At 35.9% G+C, this 16,918-nt stretch carries 31 protein-coding genes; all 31 read left to right on the top strand.

What is annotated here, in order from left to right:
* Position 1: 1 nt before the first annotated feature.
* Positions 2–2,119: an elongation factor G gene (fusA, locus tag HOG71_09340; GenBank protein ID MBT5991049.1), complete on the top strand. Its 2,118-nt coding sequence runs from the start codon at positions 2–4 to the stop codon at positions 2,117–2,119.
* 8 nt (positions 2,120–2,127) lie between these two features.
* Entirely contained in the window at positions 2,128–2,436 is a 309-nt protein-coding gene (gene rpsJ / locus HOG71_09335) for a 30S ribosomal protein S10 (protein MBT5991048.1), read from the top strand.
* Positions 2,437–2,438: 2 nt separating this feature from the next.
* The gene (rplC, locus tag HOG71_09330; GenBank protein ID MBT5991047.1) at positions 2,439–3,074 is read left to right on the top strand and encodes a 50S ribosomal protein L3; all 636 of its coding nucleotides are present in this window, start codon (positions 2,439–2,441) and stop codon (positions 3,072–3,074) included.
* Positions 3,075–3,078: 4 nt separating this feature from the next.
* Positions 3,079–3,708 (top strand): 50S ribosomal protein L4, encoded by a 630-nt coding sequence (gene rplD / locus HOG71_09325; GenBank protein MBT5991046.1) that lies wholly within the window; start codon positions 3,079–3,081, stop codon positions 3,706–3,708.
* A 7-nt stretch (positions 3,709–3,715) separates the two neighbouring features.
* On the top strand, positions 3,716–4,006 hold the full coding sequence (gene rplW / locus HOG71_09320) for a 50S ribosomal protein L23 (protein ID MBT5991045.1): 291 nt from the start codon (positions 3,716–3,718) through the stop codon (positions 4,004–4,006).
* 4 nt (positions 4,007–4,010) lie between these two features.
* Positions 4,011–4,832, top strand: a complete 822-nt coding sequence (rplB, locus tag HOG71_09315; protein MBT5991044.1) for a 50S ribosomal protein L2 — start codon at positions 4,011–4,013, stop codon at positions 4,830–4,832.
* Positions 4,833–4,835: 3 nt separating this feature from the next.
* Positions 4,836–5,099, top strand: a complete 264-nt coding sequence (rpsS, locus tag HOG71_09310; protein ID MBT5991043.1) for a 30S ribosomal protein S19 — start codon at positions 4,836–4,838, stop codon at positions 5,097–5,099.
* Between the two features lie 4 nt (positions 5,100–5,103).
* Positions 5,104–5,493 carry a 50S ribosomal protein L22 gene (gene rplV, locus HOG71_09305; protein ID MBT5991042.1) on the top strand — a complete coding sequence of 130 codons (390 nt, stop codon included), beginning with the start codon at positions 5,104–5,106 and terminating at the stop codon, positions 5,491–5,493.
* 5 nt (positions 5,494–5,498) lie between these two features.
* A complete protein-coding gene (gene rpsC, locus HOG71_09300; GenBank protein MBT5991041.1) occupies positions 5,499–6,218 on the top strand; it encodes a 30S ribosomal protein S3 in 720 nt (239 codons plus the stop codon).
* A 23-nt stretch (positions 6,219–6,241) separates the two neighbouring features.
* On the top strand, positions 6,242–6,661 hold the full coding sequence (rplP, locus tag HOG71_09295) for a 50S ribosomal protein L16 (GenBank protein ID MBT5991040.1): 420 nt from the start codon (positions 6,242–6,244) through the stop codon (positions 6,659–6,661).
* Between the two features lie 14 nt (positions 6,662–6,675).
* On the top strand, positions 6,676–6,870 hold the full coding sequence (gene rpmC, locus HOG71_09290) for a 50S ribosomal protein L29 (GenBank protein ID MBT5991039.1): 195 nt from the start codon (positions 6,676–6,678) through the stop codon (positions 6,868–6,870).
* Between the two features lie 9 nt (positions 6,871–6,879).
* Positions 6,880–7,146, top strand: coding sequence for a 30S ribosomal protein S17 (rpsQ, locus tag HOG71_09285; GenBank protein MBT5991038.1), 267 nt, complete (start codon positions 6,880–6,882; stop codon positions 7,144–7,146).
* Position 7,147: 1 nt separating this feature from the next.
* The gene (gene rplN / locus HOG71_09280; protein MBT5991037.1) at positions 7,148–7,516 is read left to right on the top strand and encodes a 50S ribosomal protein L14; all 369 of its coding nucleotides are present in this window, start codon (positions 7,148–7,150) and stop codon (positions 7,514–7,516) included.
* On the top strand, positions 7,516–7,860 hold the full coding sequence (gene rplX / locus HOG71_09275; protein MBT5991036.1) for a 50S ribosomal protein L24: 345 nt from the start codon (positions 7,516–7,518) through the stop codon (positions 7,858–7,860). Before rplN ends, rplX begins: the two co-directional genes overlap by 1 nt.
* Positions 7,857–8,417, top strand: coding sequence for a 50S ribosomal protein L5 (rplE, locus tag HOG71_09270; protein ID MBT5991035.1), 561 nt, complete (start codon positions 7,857–7,859; stop codon positions 8,415–8,417). The genes rplX and rplE overlap by 4 nt, the downstream gene beginning before the upstream one ends.
* A 1-nt stretch (position 8,418) precedes the next feature.
* Positions 8,419–8,688, top strand: a complete 270-nt coding sequence (gene rpsN / locus HOG71_09265) for a 30S ribosomal protein S14 (GenBank protein MBT5991034.1) — start codon at positions 8,419–8,421, stop codon at positions 8,686–8,688.
* 8 nt (positions 8,689–8,696) lie between these two features.
* Entirely contained in the window at positions 8,697–9,095 is a 399-nt protein-coding gene (gene rpsH / locus HOG71_09260; protein ID MBT5991033.1) for a 30S ribosomal protein S8, read from the top strand.
* A 12-nt stretch (positions 9,096–9,107) separates the two neighbouring features.
* A complete protein-coding gene (gene rplF / locus HOG71_09255; protein MBT5991032.1) occupies positions 9,108–9,662 on the top strand; it encodes a 50S ribosomal protein L6 in 555 nt (184 codons plus the stop codon).
* A gap of 12 nt (positions 9,663–9,674) precedes the next feature.
* On the top strand, positions 9,675–10,037 hold the full coding sequence (locus HOG71_09250) for a 50S ribosomal protein L18 (GenBank protein ID MBT5991031.1): 363 nt from the start codon (positions 9,675–9,677) through the stop codon (positions 10,035–10,037).
* A 14-nt stretch (positions 10,038–10,051) separates the two neighbouring features.
* Positions 10,052–10,570, top strand: a complete 519-nt coding sequence (gene rpsE / locus HOG71_09245; protein MBT5991030.1) for a 30S ribosomal protein S5 — start codon at positions 10,052–10,054, stop codon at positions 10,568–10,570.
* Positions 10,563–10,757, top strand: a complete 195-nt coding sequence (gene rpmD / locus HOG71_09240) for a 50S ribosomal protein L30 (GenBank protein MBT5991029.1) — start codon at positions 10,563–10,565, stop codon at positions 10,755–10,757. The genes rpsE and rpmD overlap by 8 nt, the downstream gene beginning before the upstream one ends.
* A gap of 2 nt (positions 10,758–10,759) precedes the next feature.
* The gene (gene rplO, locus HOG71_09235) at positions 10,760–11,209 is read left to right on the top strand and encodes a 50S ribosomal protein L15 (GenBank protein ID MBT5991028.1); all 450 of its coding nucleotides are present in this window, start codon (positions 10,760–10,762) and stop codon (positions 11,207–11,209) included.
* A gap of 3 nt (positions 11,210–11,212) precedes the next feature.
* Positions 11,213–12,577 carry a preprotein translocase subunit SecY gene (gene secY, locus HOG71_09230; GenBank protein MBT5991027.1) on the top strand — a complete coding sequence of 455 codons (1,365 nt, stop codon included), beginning with the start codon at positions 11,213–11,215 and terminating at the stop codon, positions 12,575–12,577.
* Positions 12,578–12,595: 18 nt separating this feature from the next.
* Positions 12,596–12,814: a translation initiation factor IF-1 gene (gene infA / locus HOG71_09225; protein MBT5991026.1), complete on the top strand. Its 219-nt coding sequence runs from the start codon at positions 12,596–12,598 to the stop codon at positions 12,812–12,814.
* A 4-nt stretch (positions 12,815–12,818) separates the two neighbouring features.
* Positions 12,819–12,935: a 50S ribosomal protein L36 gene (gene rpmJ / locus HOG71_09220; protein MBT5991025.1), complete on the top strand. Its 117-nt coding sequence runs from the start codon at positions 12,819–12,821 to the stop codon at positions 12,933–12,935.
* Between the two features lie 3 nt (positions 12,936–12,938).
* On the top strand, positions 12,939–13,319 hold the full coding sequence (rpsM, locus tag HOG71_09215; protein MBT5991024.1) for a 30S ribosomal protein S13: 381 nt from the start codon (positions 12,939–12,941) through the stop codon (positions 13,317–13,319).
* A gap of 7 nt (positions 13,320–13,326) precedes the next feature.
* Complete coding sequence (rpsK, locus tag HOG71_09210) at positions 13,327–13,719, top strand: 30S ribosomal protein S11 (GenBank protein ID MBT5991023.1); 393 nt, start codon at positions 13,327–13,329, stop codon at positions 13,717–13,719.
* A gap of 35 nt (positions 13,720–13,754) precedes the next feature.
* Complete coding sequence (gene rpsD / locus HOG71_09205; GenBank protein ID MBT5991022.1) at positions 13,755–14,348, top strand: 30S ribosomal protein S4; 594 nt, start codon at positions 13,755–13,757, stop codon at positions 14,346–14,348.
* 17 nt (positions 14,349–14,365) lie between these two features.
* Positions 14,366–15,355 (top strand): DNA-directed RNA polymerase subunit alpha, encoded by a 990-nt coding sequence (locus HOG71_09200; protein ID MBT5991021.1) that lies wholly within the window; start codon positions 14,366–14,368, stop codon positions 15,353–15,355.
* Positions 15,356–15,359: 4 nt separating this feature from the next.
* Positions 15,360–16,079, top strand: a complete 720-nt coding sequence (rplQ, locus tag HOG71_09195) for a 50S ribosomal protein L17 (protein MBT5991020.1) — start codon at positions 15,360–15,362, stop codon at positions 16,077–16,079.
* A gap of 159 nt (positions 16,080–16,238) precedes the next feature.
* The gene (locus HOG71_09190; protein MBT5991019.1) at positions 16,239–16,655 is read left to right on the top strand and encodes a hypothetical protein; all 417 of its coding nucleotides are present in this window, start codon (positions 16,239–16,241) and stop codon (positions 16,653–16,655) included.
* Positions 16,656–16,918 lie beyond the last annotated feature (263 nt).

Raw genomic sequence — 16,918 nt, 5'->3', positions numbered from 1 at the left:
AATGGCAAAAGCAGAAAATACAAGTCTTGTCTTTAATCGTAACATCGGTATCATGGCACACATTGATGCTGGTAAAACTACGACTACTGAGCGGATATTGTATTATGCCGGTGTGAATTACAAACTAGGTGAAGTACACGAAGGTGCTGCTACCATGGACTGGATGGTTCAGGAGCAGGAAAGAGGAATCACCATTACTTCAGCTACCACAAAGATTTTTTGGAAGTATAAGGATAATGCTTATGCTATAAATATAATAGATACTCCAGGACACGTTGATTTTACTGTTGAAGTAGAACGTTCACTACGAGTTTTGGATGGTGCAGTTGCGCTTTTCTGTGCTGTAGGTGGTGTAGAGCCCCAATCAGAAACAGTATGGAAACAAGCAAATAAGTACAATGTTCCCCGAATCGCATTTGTAAATAAAATGGATAGGGCAGGTGCCGATTTCTTTTCAGTTGTTGACCAGCTGAAGAATAAGTTAGGAGCGAATCCTGTTCCAATTCACATACCAATTGGTGCTGAAAACGAGTTTGTAGGAAGTATTGACCTGATCAAACAAAAAGCATTAATTTGGAATGATGAAGATTTTGGTATGTCATTCGAAGTTCAGGACATTCCTGAAGATATGATCGAAATAACAAGTGAATGGCGAGATAAGTTATTAGAAGCAATTTCTGATAATGACGACCTTTTACTCGAAAAATATTTAACAGATCCTGATACAATAACAGAAGAAGAAATTGAAAATGGTATTCGCAATGCTGCTGTTACCATGAACATTACTCCTGTTTTTTGTGGTTCTGCATTTAAAAATAAAGGAATTCAGCCTTTATTGGATTCAATTATTAAATATTTACCCTCCCCGGTAGATTTACCACCCATCTGTGGGATTAATCCTGATACAGACGAAGAGGAATTCAGAAATTCAGATCCTAAAGAGCCATTCAGTGCGCTTGTTTTTAAAATTGTGACGGATCCTTTTGTAGGTAAATTAGCTTATTTCAGAGTCTATAGTGGAACATTGAACGGAGGCGAAGCTGTATTGAATATTCGAACAAGCAAGAAAGAACGCATGTCCAGAATATATCAGATGCATGCGAATAAACAAAACCCTATTGAATCGATTAAGGCAGGAGATATTGGTGCTGGTGTTGGATTCAGGGATATTAAAACCGGAGATACCTTAACCGCATTAAAAAGTCCAATTCTTTTAGAATCCATGGATTTTCCAGATCCAGTTATTGGTATTGCCGTAGAGCCTCGTACACAGGCAGATATGGATAAACTCAGCATTGCTTTAAGCAAATTAGCAGAAGAAGATCCAACATTTACAGTACGAACGGCTATTGATACAGGTCAAACAGTTATTTCAGGTATGGGTGAATTACATCTGGAAATAATTGTAGATCGTTTAAAAAGAGAATTTAAAGTAGATTGTAACCAAGGAGCACCGGAGGTTTCATATAAAGAAGCTATTACGACTTCAGTTACATATAAAGAAGTATATAAGAAACAAACTGGTGGTAGAGGAAAATTTGCTGAAATAGAGTTTGAATTAATTCCAGCAGAAGAAGGAGTGAAAGGAGTTCAGTTTGTTAATGAAATTGTTGGAGGATCTATTCCTAGAGAATTTATTCCAGCAGTTGAAAAAGGATTCAATATAGCGTTGACAAATGGTGTTATTGCTGGCTATCCTTTAGAAGGTGTTAAAGTTCGGGTTTTTGATGGTAGTTATCATGCTGTTGATTCTGATTCACTTTCTTTCGAAACAGCTGCAAAATTAGGATTCAGAGAAGCCGCAAAAAAGGCTAACCCGGTCTTGATGGAGCCATTTATGAATGTGGAAGTCGTTACACCTGAGGATTATCTTGGGGATGTAATTGGTGATTTGAATAGAAGACGTGGACAAATGGAAGGTGCAGACATGAGAGGAAATTCTCAAATTGTTAAAGCCAAAGTTCCATTGTCAGAAATGTTTGGATATGTGACCACTCTGAGGACATTAACTTCAGGGCGAGGTCTTTCAACAGTAACATTTTCTCATTACGACAGAGTTCCTGACGCAATTGAGACTAAGTTATTAGCGAAAATTAAAGGTGAGACATTAAAAGTATAACTAATAGAATGGGCACTCAAAAAATTAGAATAAAGTTGCGTTCTTACGACCATAGCCTGGTTGACAAGTCAGCAGAAAAGATTGTCAAAACGGTGAAAACAACTGGTGCAGTTGTTAATGGTCCGATTCCTTTACCATCGAGGAAGAAGATTTTTACGGTATTAAAATCTCCTCACGTAAATAAGAAGGCAAGAGAGCAATTTGAACTTTGTTCACATAAAAGAATGATTGACATTTATAGCACAAGTGCTAAAACTGTTGATGCTCTAATGAAACTGGAATTGCCAGGTGGTGTTGATGTAGAAATAAAAGTATAATCATGGTAGGTATTATAGGGAAAAAACTGGGAATGACCAGTATTTTTAATGAGAATGGGGATAATATTCCCTGCACTGTGATTCAAGCTGGTCCTTGTGTTGTAACACAATTGAAAAACAAGGATGGCAAGGATGGCTATAATGCTGTACAGTTAAGTTATGGTGAGCGTAGACTTAAGTCCACAAACAAGCCAATGGCAGGGCATTTTAAAAATGCGAATACAACTCCAAAAGTTTTTGTTGCTGAATTTAAAAACCTGAGAAGATACGAAGGTGTTGAAAACCTCAAATTAGGTGATACATTGGATATTGGAATTTTTAATGTTGACGAGTGGGTGGATGTAACAGGAACTTCTAAAGGAAAAGGTTTTCAGGGAGTTGTAAAACGTCATGGTTTTCATGGAGTTGGAGGTCAAACACACGGTCAGCATAACAGAGGTCGTGCACCTGGTTCAATTGGTGCTGCATCTTACCCCGCCCGAGTTTTCAAAGGAATGAGAATGGCCGGTCGAATGGGTGGAGATAAAGTCAAGGTATTTAACTTGATTATTGCCAAATTAGATCACGATAATAATTTGATCTATTTAAAGGGTGCTGTTCCTGGATCAAAAGGTTCATACATAATTATTGAGAAATAGTATTATGAAAGTAGATGTATATAATATAAAGGGTGAAAAAACTTCAAAGAAGATTGATCTTCCAAAAGAAGTTTTTGGTATTGAGCCAAACGATCATGCTATATATCTGGATGTAAAACGGATAATGGCCTCCATGCGTCAGGGAACTCATAAAGCTAAAGAAAGAGCCGATATAACAGGTTCAACCAAAAAATTGAGAAAGCAAAAAGGAACTGGAGCTGCCCGAGTTGGAAGTATTAAGAATCCAATTTTTCGTGGAGGGGGACGAGTTTTTGGTCCACGCCCGAGGAACTATGATATTAAGCTGAACAAAAAAGTGAAAGAATTAGCTCGTAAATCAGCCCTTTCATACAAATTAGCAGAAAAGAAAGTGATCGTAGTTGAGGATTTTAATTTCGAAGATCCTAAAACAAAAGAGTACATTTTATTCTTGAATAATTTGAAAATTGATAATAAGAAGAGTCTCGTTATCACTTCTATTGAGAATATCAATGTATATCTTTCAGCCAGAAATGTTCCCGATGCTTACATCTGCCCTCCTGAAAATGTTAACACATATGAGATTCTGAATAACGATTCTATCGTATTGACGGAAAGTGCGGTTGAAGTTATTAATAAAATCTTACTGAATTAAAGGACTGATGAATATAATTAAAAAGCCATTGATTACGGAGAAATATTCTGCTTTAGGAGAAAGTCAGAATAAATACGGTTTTATTGTTGATAAAAAAGCATCCAAAGATCAAATCAAGTATGAAGTTGAAAAACTTTATAGTGTTGAAGTAACATCAGTAAACACAATGATTTATTTAGGTAAGCCAAAAACAAGATACACTAAACGTAATATCGTTAATGGTAGAACAAACAGCTTTAAGAAAGCTGTCGTTTCGTTAAAAGAAGGACAAATTATAGATTTCTATAGTAATATCTAAAGTCATGGTATTAAAAAGATTAAAACCGATTACACCAGGTCAACGATTTTCAGTATTGAATGCATATGCTGAAATCAGTACCAATAAGCCAGAAAAAAGCCTGACAAAACCACTGAAAAAATCAGGGGGTAGAAACAATCAGGGCCGAATGACAGTAAGATACATAGGTGGTGGTCATAAGAAACTTTACAGGATTATTGATTTTAAAAGAGATAAATTGAATATCCCTGCTATTGTTGAGTCCATTGAATATGATCCGAACCGCTCTGCTTTTATTTCTCTTTTGAAATATAAAGATGGGGAGAAAAGATACATGCTTACTCCGCAAGGTATTAAAATTGGTCAAGAGGTAATAAGTGGAAAAGTAGCACCTGAAATTGGTAACTGCTTGAAATTAAGCGATATTCCTTTAGGTACTTATATTCATAACATCGAGTTACATCCAGCTAAAGGAGGCGAAATTGTTAGAAGTGCCGGAACTTTTGCACAGTTAGTGGCGAGAGAAGGAAAATATGCTACTATCAAATTGCCATCTGGTGAGGTTCGTAATATTCTGGTTACTTGTTGTGCAACAATTGGCGTAGTTTCTAATTCTGATCACAATCTGGTTAAATTAGGAAAAGCAGGTAGAACACGCTGGCAGGGACGCAGGCCTAGAACAAGAGGTGTTGCTATGAATCCAGTCGATCACCCAATGGGTGGTGGTGAAGGTAAATCTTCCGGTGGACATCCAAGATCAAGAAAAGGTTTGTATGCTAAAGGTAAAAAAACCAGAAGCAGAACTAAACCATCGAATAAACTTATCATAGAGAGAAGAAAAAAATAAGATATGGCTAGGTCAATTAAGAAAGGTCCATACGTGTTTTGGAAATTAGAGCTGAAAGTTCAGAAAATGAACGAAGGCAGTAAAAAAACTGTGATTAAGACTTGGTCAAGACGATCAATGATTATCCCTGATTTTGTAGGACATACGTTTGCGGTGCATAATGGAAGTAAGTTTATCCCTGTTTATGTTACAGAAAATATGGTGGGACATAAATTAGGAGAATTTTCACCAACAAGAAATTTCCGAGGACACCCAGTTAAAAAGTAAGTAAATGGAAGCAATAGCAAAACTAAATAATTGCCCTTACTCACCAAGAAAGATGAGGTTGCTTGCTGATATTATCAGAGGCAAAAGTGTAGAGGATGCATTAAATATTGTGAAGTTTCATCCGAAGAAACCGTATGGTCTTAAATTGGAGAAATTAATTTTATCTGCAATTTCTAATTATCAGGTGAAGAGCGAGGAAGTTAAAATTGATGAGAGCAATCTTTTTGTTAAGTCAATTACAGTAGATAATGCTCGTCAATTAAAACGGATCAGACCTGCACCTCAAGGAAGAGCGCATCGTATCAGGAAAAGATCAAATCATGTGACCCTGATTATAGGTTCACATGAAGCTAAAATTGAAACAGAAAAAATTGAAGATAACACTGCAGAATAATTAATATGGGACAAAAAGTAAATCCGATAGCATTACGTTTAGGTTATATCAGGGGATGGGAGTCTACCTGGTATGCGGAAAAAGACTATGCTGTAAAACTGATGGAAGATAATCAAATCAGGCAGTATGTTTACGCCAGATTATCAAAAGGTGGAATTGCAAGAGTAGTAATTGAAAGAACACTGAAGCGAATTACTGTTACCGTTCACACATCAAGACCAGGTTTGGTTATTGGAAAAGGCGGTAATGAAGTGGATAAACTTAAAGAGGAATTGAAGAAACTTACAGGTAAAGATGTTCAAATTAATATCTATGAGATTCGCAGACCTGAGATGGAAGCAAAATTGGTGGCAGAAAATATTGCCAGCCAAATTAAAGCCAGAATGAGTTACAGAAGAGCGATGAAAATGGCTATTGCTTCAACCATGAGAATTGGTGCACAAGGTGTTAAAATTAAGTGCAGTGGTCGTTTAGGTGGTGCTGAAATGGCACGTACCGAACAATACAAAGAAGGACGTATTCCTTTACATACATTTAGATCTGATATTGATTATGCTTTGGTAGAGTCCCATACCATATATGGTACAATCGGTGTTAAAGTTTGGATTTGCAAAGGCGATGTTTATGGAAAAAGAGATTTATCTCTGAATTTCGGAGCTGGTACAGACAAACCTAAAAAAGGACCAAAGCGCTCCTCGCATTCACAACAAAGAAGAAGAAAGTAAACTTGGATATTAAATAAAATAAAATGTTACAGCCAAGGAAAACAAAATATAGGAAAGTCCAGAAAGGTAGAATTAAGGGTATGGCAATCAGAGGTTCTCAAATTGCATTTGGAACATTTGCCTTAAAAGTTCTGGAACCAACACGCATTACTGCCAATCAAATTGAAGCAGCACGTGTAGCTATTACCAGACATATGAAGAGAGAAGGGAAATTATGGATTCGTATTTTTCCAGACAAGCCTATTACCAAAAAGCCTGCTGAAGTTAGAATGGGTAAAGGTAAAGGAGCTCCTGAATATTGGGTAGCTATCTGTAAGCCAGGTAGAGTAATTTTTGAAATTGATGGTGTCGATATTGATCTCGCAAAAAGTGCGATGGCTCTGGGTGCACAAAAATTACCGGTGCTTACCAAGTTTGTTGTTAGAAAAGATTATGTAGGTTAATAAATAACTCAAAAATGAAATATACAGATATACAAGAGTTAACTACAAAAGAGTTGAAAGAATTAGTCTCTGAAGAGAAGGAGAGATATACAAAAATGAAGATCTCTCATGCAGTTTCTCCACTTGATAACCCAATGAGAATTACGGTTTCAAGAAAATTAATTGCGCAACTTAAAACAGAACTCAGAAAGAGACAACTAAGTAAATAATCTCGATAGATGGAAAACAAAGTTCAAAGAAATAGCCGTAAGGAAGTAATTGGTCGCGTTGTAAGTAGCAAAGCCGATAAATCCATATCTGTCCTGGTAGAAAGAAGAGTCAAGCACTCTATGTATGGTAAAACCATTAAGAAATCTACCAAGTTCATGGCTCATGATGAGAAGAATGAATGTGGGGAAGGCGATACTGTTCAAATTATGGAGACAAGACCTTTGAGTAAAAGTAAAAGGTGGCGTTTAGTTAAAATCTTAGAAAAGGCTAAATAAAATGATACAGAAAGAATCCAGATTAAAGGTAGCAGATAATAGCGGTGCAAAAGAAGTACTCTGTATTAGTGTACTTGGTGGTACCGGTAAAAGATATGCATCTGTTGGCGATTTAATTACAGTAACTGTAAAATCAGCCATACCTACTAGTAGTGTAAAAAAAGGTGCTGTATCAACAGCTGTTATTGTAAGAACCAGAAAAGAAGTCAGAAGAAAAGACGGTACTTATATCCGATTCGATGACAATGCTTGTGTTCTAATTAGCGAGACAAAAGAACCTGTCGCTACTAGGATTTTTGGTCCGGTTGCAAGAGAATTGCGCGAAAGACAATTCATGAAAATTGTTTCATTAGCCCCTGAAGTTGTATAATGATGAAAAAAGTTGATACGAATTATAAACTAAAAATCAAAAAAGGAGATACAGTTATGGTTATCTCTGGAAATGGTAAAGGTAAATCTGGCCGTATTCTTAGTCTTTTAAAAGAAAAGGATCGGGCAATTGTTGAAGGTGTTAATATTATTACAAAACATTCAAAGCCAACACAAGATAATCCCGATGGTGGTATTATTAAGAAAGAGGCATCCGTTCATATGTCTAATTTGATGCTGATTGATCCTAAGACATCAGAACCAACTCGGATAGGACGTAAGTTGAATGATAAGGAAAAATTAGTCAGATATTCAAAAAAATCTGGGGAGGTTATTGACAAATGAAATACGTACCGGAATATAAAAGAAAGTACATCGAGGAAGTAAGTCCCGTACTTTTCGAGAAATTGGGATATACAAATAAAATGGAAATCCCAAAATTGCAAAAGATTTCACTGAATCAGGGTGTAAATGGCGCAGTTGCCGATAAAAGATTGGTTGACAAAGCTGTTGATGAATTAACGCTTATTGCTGGACAAAAAGCGGTTCCAACCTACGCACGAAAATCAGTTTCTAATTTTAAACTCCGCGAAGGCATGCCAATTGGTGTTAAAGTAACACTTAGAGGTGATAGAATGTGGGAGTTTTTAGAGAGACTTGTTTCTGTCTCACTTCCTCGTGTTAGAGACTTTAGAGGAATTAATGATAAAGGATTTGATGGACGTGGAAATTATTCATTTGGAATATTAGAGCAAATTATTTTCGCAGAAATCGATATCGATAAAGTGTCAAAAATTAACGGTTTGGATATCACTTTGGTGACATCTGCTAAAACGGATAAGGAAGCACATTTATTATTATCTGAATTGGGTTTACCATTTAAAAATAAAAATCAGGAATAACATGTCAAAACTTTCAGTTAACGTTCGTAACAAGAAGAGAAGAGAGCTGGTAGCAAAGTATGCACAAAAGCGTGCAGAATTAAAAGCTGCGGGTGATTATGCTGCACTCGACAAGTTGCCAAAAAATGCATCACCGGTAAGAGTAAGAAACCGTTGTCAAATTTCAGGTAGACCAAGAGCATATAGCAGGCAATTTGGAATTTGCAGAAACTTATTTAGAGAAATGGCTCATCAGGGACTAATTCCTGGCGTGAAAAAATCAAGCTGGTAAAAGAGAGAATTATGGATACCATTGGAGATTATTTGACAATTATCAGGAATGCAATCAAAGCAAAGAAAAAGATTGTAGAGGTTCCTCGTTCAAATGTCAAAGTAGAGATAACCAGAATATTATTCGAACAAGGTTACATACTAAATTATAAAGTTGACGAAGAAAAAGGCGTTCAGGGTGCAATAAAAATTGCATTGAAGTATGATCCTTCAACAGGATTGCCTGCAATAAAAAAATTAGGACGTATTAGTACACCCGGATTAAGAAAATATTCAGGTGCAAAAGATCATCCTAGAATTATTAATGGTTTGGGAATATCCGTCATATCAACTTCAACAGGGATTTTGACAGATAAGGAAGCTCGCAAGGCAAATGTTGGTGGAGAAGTACTTTGTTACGTTTATTAAAAAATTTGTTTTATGTCAAGGATAGGTAAAATGCCCATTGCAATTCCTGATAAGGTGCAAGTGGATATCACAAAAGGGAATCTGGTTTCTGTAAAAGGACCAAAAGGAGAAATGCAAAGACAAATTGATACAGAGATGATTCTGAAGATTGAAGACAATACAATCTTTGTAGATCGTCCAACTGAGCAAAAAAGGCATAAAGCCATGCACGGTTTATCAAGAACTCTTGTTGGTAATATGGTTGAAGGTGTTTCTAACGGATTTAAAATTCAGCAAGAATTAATTGGTGTAGGATATAAAGTTTCCAATCAAGGGCAACGCTTAGAATTATCCTTAGGGTTTTCTCATGATGTTATTTTTGTTATTCCAGATGAAGTTAAGGTTGAGACCGAAACCGTTAAAGGAAAAAGTCCTGTTATTAGACTGGAAAGTTGTGATAAAGAATTACTGGGATTGATTGCAGCAAAAATTAGAGCGCTTAGAAAACCAGAGCCATACAAAGGCAAGGGAATTAAGTATACAGGTGAAGAAATTAGAAGAAAAGCAGGTAAAACAGCTGCTGCTTAAAATATTTAGAAAATGAGTACAACGAATAAAAAAAGTCTTCGTAGGTCAAAGATAAAAATGGGTATCCGAAAAAAAATTAAGGGTACACAGGAAAGACCAAGGCTTAGTGTTTTTCGCAGCAATAATGAAATTTATGGTCAACTCATTGACGATGTTAATGGTTCCACAGTTGTTGCGATTTCATCTATAGCTAAAGATGTAGAAAGGAAAGGCAAAACAAAAACAGAAGTTGCCAAATTAATGGGGATAAAATTTGCGGAAAAAGCCAAGGAAGCAAAAATAGATTCGATAGTTTTCGACCGGAATGGATACTTGTATCATGGCCGTATTAAAGCTTTTGCTGAAGGAGTTCGCGAGGGTGGTCTGCAATTTTAATAGATAAAGATATACTGATGGATCGAAATATAAAAAGAATTAAAACAAGCGATATTGAATTATCCGAACGCGTTGTTAGCATTAATAGGGTAACCAAAGTAACCAAAGGGGGTAGAACTTTTAGCTTTTCAGCAGTTGTTGTTGTTGGAAATGGTGAAGGTGTTATTGGATATGGCTTAGGGAAAGCCAGAGAAGTAACAGAAGCTATTACCAAGGGTGTAAATGATGCCAAGAAAAACTTGTTGCAAGTGCCTGTTTCTAAAGGAACAGTGCCTCATGAGCAAGAATCTAAGTTCGGTGGAGCTAGAGTTTATTTGCAACCTGCATCACCTGGTACTGGAGTAGTTGCCGGAGGAGCTATGCGTGCAGTTCTTGAAAGTGCAGGTATATCTGATGTACTGGCAAAATCAAAAGGATCATCAAATCCACATAATGTGGTAAAAGCAACTGTAAAGGCTCTGATGGAAATGCGTGACGCTTATACAGTAGCAAAAATGAGAAATATCGACATTGATAAAGTATATAATGGTTAATCCCATGAAGGAAATAGAGATAACATTAGTTAGAAGCCTGATTAAAAGACCTCAAAAACAGAAGGACACAGTTAAAGCACTGGGATTGGGTAAAATAAATAGTTCAATTGTTCACAAAGAGACTCCTCAGATTCTTGGAATGATTGAAAAGGTGAAACATTTGGTTAAATCAGAATATAAGAAATAGCAATGGATCTTAGTAATCTTAAACCTGCAGAAGGTTCAATACATAAGCAAGGTAAGCGACTGGGTCGTGGTGAAGGTTCCAAAAAAGGTGGAACATCAGGACGTGGTCATAAAGGAGCTCAGTCAAGATCAGGATATAGTAGAAAAGTTGGTCATGAGGGAGGTCAAATGCCATTGCAGAGAAGAGTACCAAAATTTGGTTTTACAAATCCAAATAGGGTAGAATATACTCCGGTTAATCTTGATGTACTTCAAAAATTGAGTGAAACTCATAAAATTGAAAAGTTCAGTCCTGAAGTATTGATAGAGCATGGATTAATTTCAAAAAGAGATTTAGTAAAAGTTTTGGGTCGTGGGGAATTGAAAGCCAAACTGGAAGTAACTGCGCATGCATTTTCCAAATCAGCCATTGAAGCTATCGAGAAAAACGGTGGTAATACCATAAAACTATAATAGATGCTTAAGTTAATTCAGACAATCAAGAACATTTGGAAAATTGAAGACCTAAGAGTACGTCTTCTATTTACCGCAGGTTTCATAATGATCTATCGTTTAGGTTCATACATTGTACTACCAGGTATTGATCCTAACGCATTAGCTGAATATTCAAAACAGGCAAACGAGGGTCTTCTCGGTCTGATTAACATGTTTGCAGGAGGCGCATTCTCAAGAGCATCCATATTCGCATTGGGTATCATGCCTTATATTTCTGCCTCTATTGTTATTCAACTTTTAGGAATTGCAGTTCCATATTTTCAAAAACTGCAGAAAGAAGGGGAATCTGGAAGAAAGAAAATCAATCAGATTACACGTGTTCTTACCATTGCGGTAACAGCTGTTCAGTCCGTTGCGTTTTTAAGAAATTTGAATGTTCAGGCTGGCATGGCCATCGTGTCACAAACTAATCCGGATGCATTAAGCCCTACGATTTTCTTTATTACAAGTATTACCTTATTAACCACAGGAACTATGTTTGTGATGTGGTTGGGTGAAAAAATAACGGATAAGGGAATTGGAAATGGTATTTCTATTTTGATTATGATAGGTATCATCGCTCGTTTACCACAATCCTTATTCGCAGAATTTGATACACGTTTAGGAGAAGCAGGTGGAGGTTTAATTATTTTCTTCCTTGAAATTGTAGCTTTGCTTTTCGTTATTTTAGGAACTGTATTGTTAGTTCAGGGTACACGAAGAATTCCTGTTCAATATGCCAAGCGAATTGTTGGAAACAGACAATATGGAGGGGTACGTCAGTATTTACCACTTAAAGTTAACTCTGCTGGAGTAATGCCAATTATTTTTGCACAAGCATTAATGTTCATTCCTCCAACGGTAGCTCAGTTTTTCCCAAATTCAGCTTCTTGGTCAGGAATAGCTGGTTCCTTTAATAACTATGCGAGTTTTGGATATAATTTTACATTTGCAATTTTGATTATATTGTTTACGTATTTCTATACGGCAGTAACCATTAATCCTGTTCAAATTGCTGATGATTTAAAAAGAAATGGTGGTTTCATTCCCGGGATAAAACCAGGAAAGAAAACTGCAAATTATATAGATTCAATAATGAGTCGAATTACATTTCCAGGATCAATTTTCCTAGCATTGGTAGCTATAATGCCTGCTTTTGCTATGATCATGAATGTGAATTCGCAATTTGCCCAGTTTTTTGGAGGTACATCTTTGTTGATTATGGTTGGTGTAATATTAGATACACTACAGCAAATAGAAAGTCATTTGCTTATGAGACATTATGATGGACTGATGAAGTCTGGACGAATTAAAGGTAGAACTGGGGGTTCTAGCAGTGGATTATAACCAATTAGACTGAATAAAATGGCAAAACAAGCAACAATAGTTCAGGATGGAGTGGTAACAGAAGCATTACCTAATGCAATGTTTCGAGTAAGGTTAGAGAATGGACATGAGATTTTAACTCATATTTCAGGTAAAATGAGAATGTATTATATCCGAATTTTACCAGGAGATAAAGTAAAGGTAGAAATGTCACCCTATGATTTGACAAAAGGAAGAATAACTTTTAGATATAAGTAAGAATATGAAAGTCAGAGCATCAATCAAAAAGAGAAGTGCGGATTGCAAGATTGTGAGGCGCAAAGGCCGACTGTATGTTATTAATAAAAAGAATCCAAGATTTAAACAAAGACAAGGATAGAATATGGCACGTATTAGAGGTATTGACCTTCCAGGAAAAAAAAGAGGAGATATAAGTTTAACTTATATTTATGGTATTGGATTATCTACTGCTCGCGAAATACTGGATAAGGCAAATGTTGAACATTCAGTCAGAGTCGATGAATGGACAGACGAGCAACAAGTTGCTATTCGTAACATCATTAGTGAAAATTATAAAACCGAAGGTGAACTAAGAGCCGAAGTTCAAATGAATATCAAGCGTTTAATTGATATTGGATGTTACAGAGGCGTTCGTCATAGAAAAGGTTTACCAACACGTGGGCAGCGTACTCATACCAATGCAAGAACACGTAAGGGACGTAAAAAAGGTGCTGTTGCCAATAAGAAACAAGTAGGTAAATAATAGATAAATGGGAAAGAAACGAGTAAGAGCGACTAAAAAGCGTAAAGTAGTTATTGAGCCTATTGGGATTGCATTTGTTAAAGCAACATTCAATAATGTGATTATTTCGATTACGAATTCAAGTGGTCAGGTAATTTCATGGTCATCTGCTGGAAAAATGGGATTTAAGGGTTCTAAAAAGAACACTCCTTATGCCGCTCAAAAAGCAGCTGAAGACTGTGCAAAAGTAGCTTTTGATTTAGGAGTTCGTAAAGCAACTGTTTATGTAAAAGGACCAGGTTCAGGTAGAGATGCAGCCATACGATCCATTAACAATACTGGAATTGAAGTAACCAAAATTCATGATGTTACACCACTTCCACACAATGGTTGTCGTCCTCCAAAACGAAGAAGAGTCTAATTTTAAGCGAATAACGAATAATAATATTAGTACAAATGGCAAGATACATTGGCCCAAAGTCAAAAATTGCAAGGAGATTTAAAGATCCAATTTTTGGACCTGATAAGTCTTTAGGAAAGAAAGCTGCTTCAACTGGAAGACGTAGAGGAAAAACTACTGAATACGGTATTCAGCTTACTGAAAAGCAAAAAGCAAAATATACATATGGATTGCTCGAAAGACAATTCCGTAACTTATTCGATAAAGCTGCAAGAAAACAAGGTAAAACAGGTGATAATCTGTTGAAATTTCTTGAAGCAAGATTGGATAATGCAGTATTTAGATTAGGTATTTCTCCAACCAGAGCTGGTGCTCGTCAACTCGTGTTGCATAAGCATATAGTTGTAAATGATAAAGTTGTAAATATTGCTTCTTTTAGTTTACGTCCTGGAGATGTGGTTGGTGTGCGCGAAAAGTCAAAGTCACTGGAATGTATTCAGGACTCCTTAGCAGCAAGAAAAAATGCTGTTAGCTGGTTTGAGTGGGATCTGGATAGCAAATCAGGTAAATTTGTTAGCTATCCTGAAAGAGGAGATATTCCTGAAAACATCAGGGAAAACTTAATTGTCGAGTTTTATTCTAAGCAATAATTTAATAAAAAAAAATTATGGGATTAATTCCATTTCAAAAACCTGACAAGGTTGTCATGCAAAAAGCATCCGATTTTCACGGATTATTCGAATTTTATCCTTTGGAAAAAGGTTATGGAGTAACTATTGGAAACGGATTGAGAAGAGTTCTTCTTTCTTCACTGGAAGGTTTTGCTATTACCAATGTAAAAATCAATGGTGTTGAGCAAGAGTTTTCGACCATTACTGGTGTTGTTGAAGATGTCGTAAATATTATTCTCAATCTGAAGCAAATTAGATTTAAGCCGATTACTGATGAGCAAGAAGAGCGTGTTTTTGTTTCTTTGAGTGGCAAAAAGCAATTTACTGCAGAAGATATCGGTAAAGCTTCCAATAGCTTTAAAGTTTTAAATCCCGAAATGGTGATTTGTAACATGGAGCCAAGTGTGAAGCTTGAAATGGAAATCACTGTTAAAAGGGGTAGAGGTTATGTTTCTATTGAAGAAAACAAACCAATTGATGCACCTATTGGGATGATTACTATCGATTCTATTTTCTCACCTATTAAGCATGTGCAATATAGTGTGGAAAATTATAGAGTTGGACAAAATACAGATTTTGAGAAATTGTCTTTCGACATCAAAACAGATGGTTCTATTCATCCTGAAGATGCTCTGAAAGAAGCTGCAAAAGTATTAATGCAGCATTTTGTTCTATTTTCTGATGAGAAAATTACGCTTGATGAAGAATTGAAAAAAGAAGAGCGTAAAGTAGATGAGAAGTTCTTACAAATGAGAAAACTTCTGAAAACACCTTTGACAGATTTGGATCTTTCTGTTAGAGCTTACAATTGTTTAGCTGCTGCAGGAATCAAAACATTAGGCGAATTGGTTCAGTATGATGTTGGAGATTTGTTGAAATTCAGAAATTTCGGTAAGAAATCACTCATTGAAATAGAAGAATTAGTAAGAGAAAAAGGTTTGACCTTTGGAATGGATGTAGTAAGCTATAAATTAGATCAGGAGTAAGGAAATGAGACACGGAAAGAAGTTTAAACACTTAAGTAGAAAATCAGCTCACAGAAAGGCTATGTTGTCTAATATGGCAACATCGCTTATTATGCATAAACGAATCTCAACTACAGTTACAAAAGCTAAAGAGTTGAGGAAGTATATTGAACCACTTATTACCAAGTCAAAGACTGATTCAACGCATTCAAGGCGTATAGTATTCAGTTATTTGAAGCAGAAGGAGGCAATTACAGAATTGTTTTCAACAGTAGCTGATAAAGTCGCTGAAAGACCAGGTGGATATACTCGAATAATAAAAACGGGTACACGGTTGGGTGATAATGCTGAAACATGTATTATTGAGTTAGTTGATTTTAATGAGCTATATGTAAAAGAGGTTACGAAAAAATCAACCAGAAGACGTTCAAGATCTGGTTCTAAAGCTGCCGCAACAACAGTTGCTGCAACAGATACTGCTGTAGCTGCAGAAAATGATGTTGAAGAAGTAATAGTAGAAAAAGCTGATTCAACTGAAAACGAAGCTCCAAAAGAAGAAGCAAAAGTTGAAAATACGCCAGAGAAATCTGATGTTGAAGAAGTTAAGAGTGAAGTAGTCGAAGAGGTGAAAGAAGAGAAGAAAGAAGAAGAGGTGAAGGAAGAGAAAGTTGAGGAGAAGAAAGAGATTACCGAGGAAAAGAAAGAAAAGAAGGGAGACGATAAAAACGAGAAAGAGGAAAAGTAGACGATTAATCATTCTTAGATATAAGCCTCTCCTTCCTATATAATGGGAATGGAGAGGCTTTTTATTTTGTGAGTAAGTTAATAACCAAAAAATGAACATCTTTTCACAATTTTTATAACTTTGATCTAATCAATTACAATTTAAAAAAAATCTAATTGTATGGTTATAGAAAAAAAGCCCCTCCATTATTTTGGTTACATTTTTGTCGGTTTTGCCCACCTGACGGATAACAAATTTACGCAAGACGAGCACCGAAAGGTGATTGAATTTGTAAACGATTGGGCTGGAAAAGAACGATATACCAATGGTGACTTTGCCATTTTAATGGCTGAAATTATGCTATGGTACGAAGAAATTAAGGATTTAACTGCCAAAGAAGTGGAGTTCAGAAAGCATGTTGACCTTGTAAACAAAAATAATTGGTTGACTCTTGAACAAAAAGAGAAATTTTTACTTCAACTAGTTCAGTTAGCGTTGGCGGATGGTGACTTAAACAAAAATGAGGTTGATTGGATAAGGATGATAACGAATGCATGGGGAGTTAAAGTTAATCTGAGTTTTGACGAAGAGGATTAAGTTTTTGTCATAGTTTTTTTTGATTGTCATAATTTTGATAACGAAATGCTTTTGCTGAAGTGTTTTGCATCTATAAATCGGAAAGTCTTTTCTTTCTTAAAATGAATGATTAGAGATTTGCTGAAACCATTGGAGGGCAAAAATAGGCCTGTTGGTCAAACGTTGTCTATTGATAATTTCGATCAGCAAAATTCGAAATAATGTCGTGAAAATATTCGATACGGTAAAAACAAATAAAGAGTTTTTTTAACAAGATACATCAT

The organism is Bacteroidota bacterium (assembly GCA_018698135.1).
Classification (GTDB): domain Bacteria; phylum Bacteroidota; class Bacteroidia; order CAILMK01; family JAAYUY01; genus JABINZ01.
This window is presented reverse-complemented; position numbering and strand designations above follow the sequence as displayed.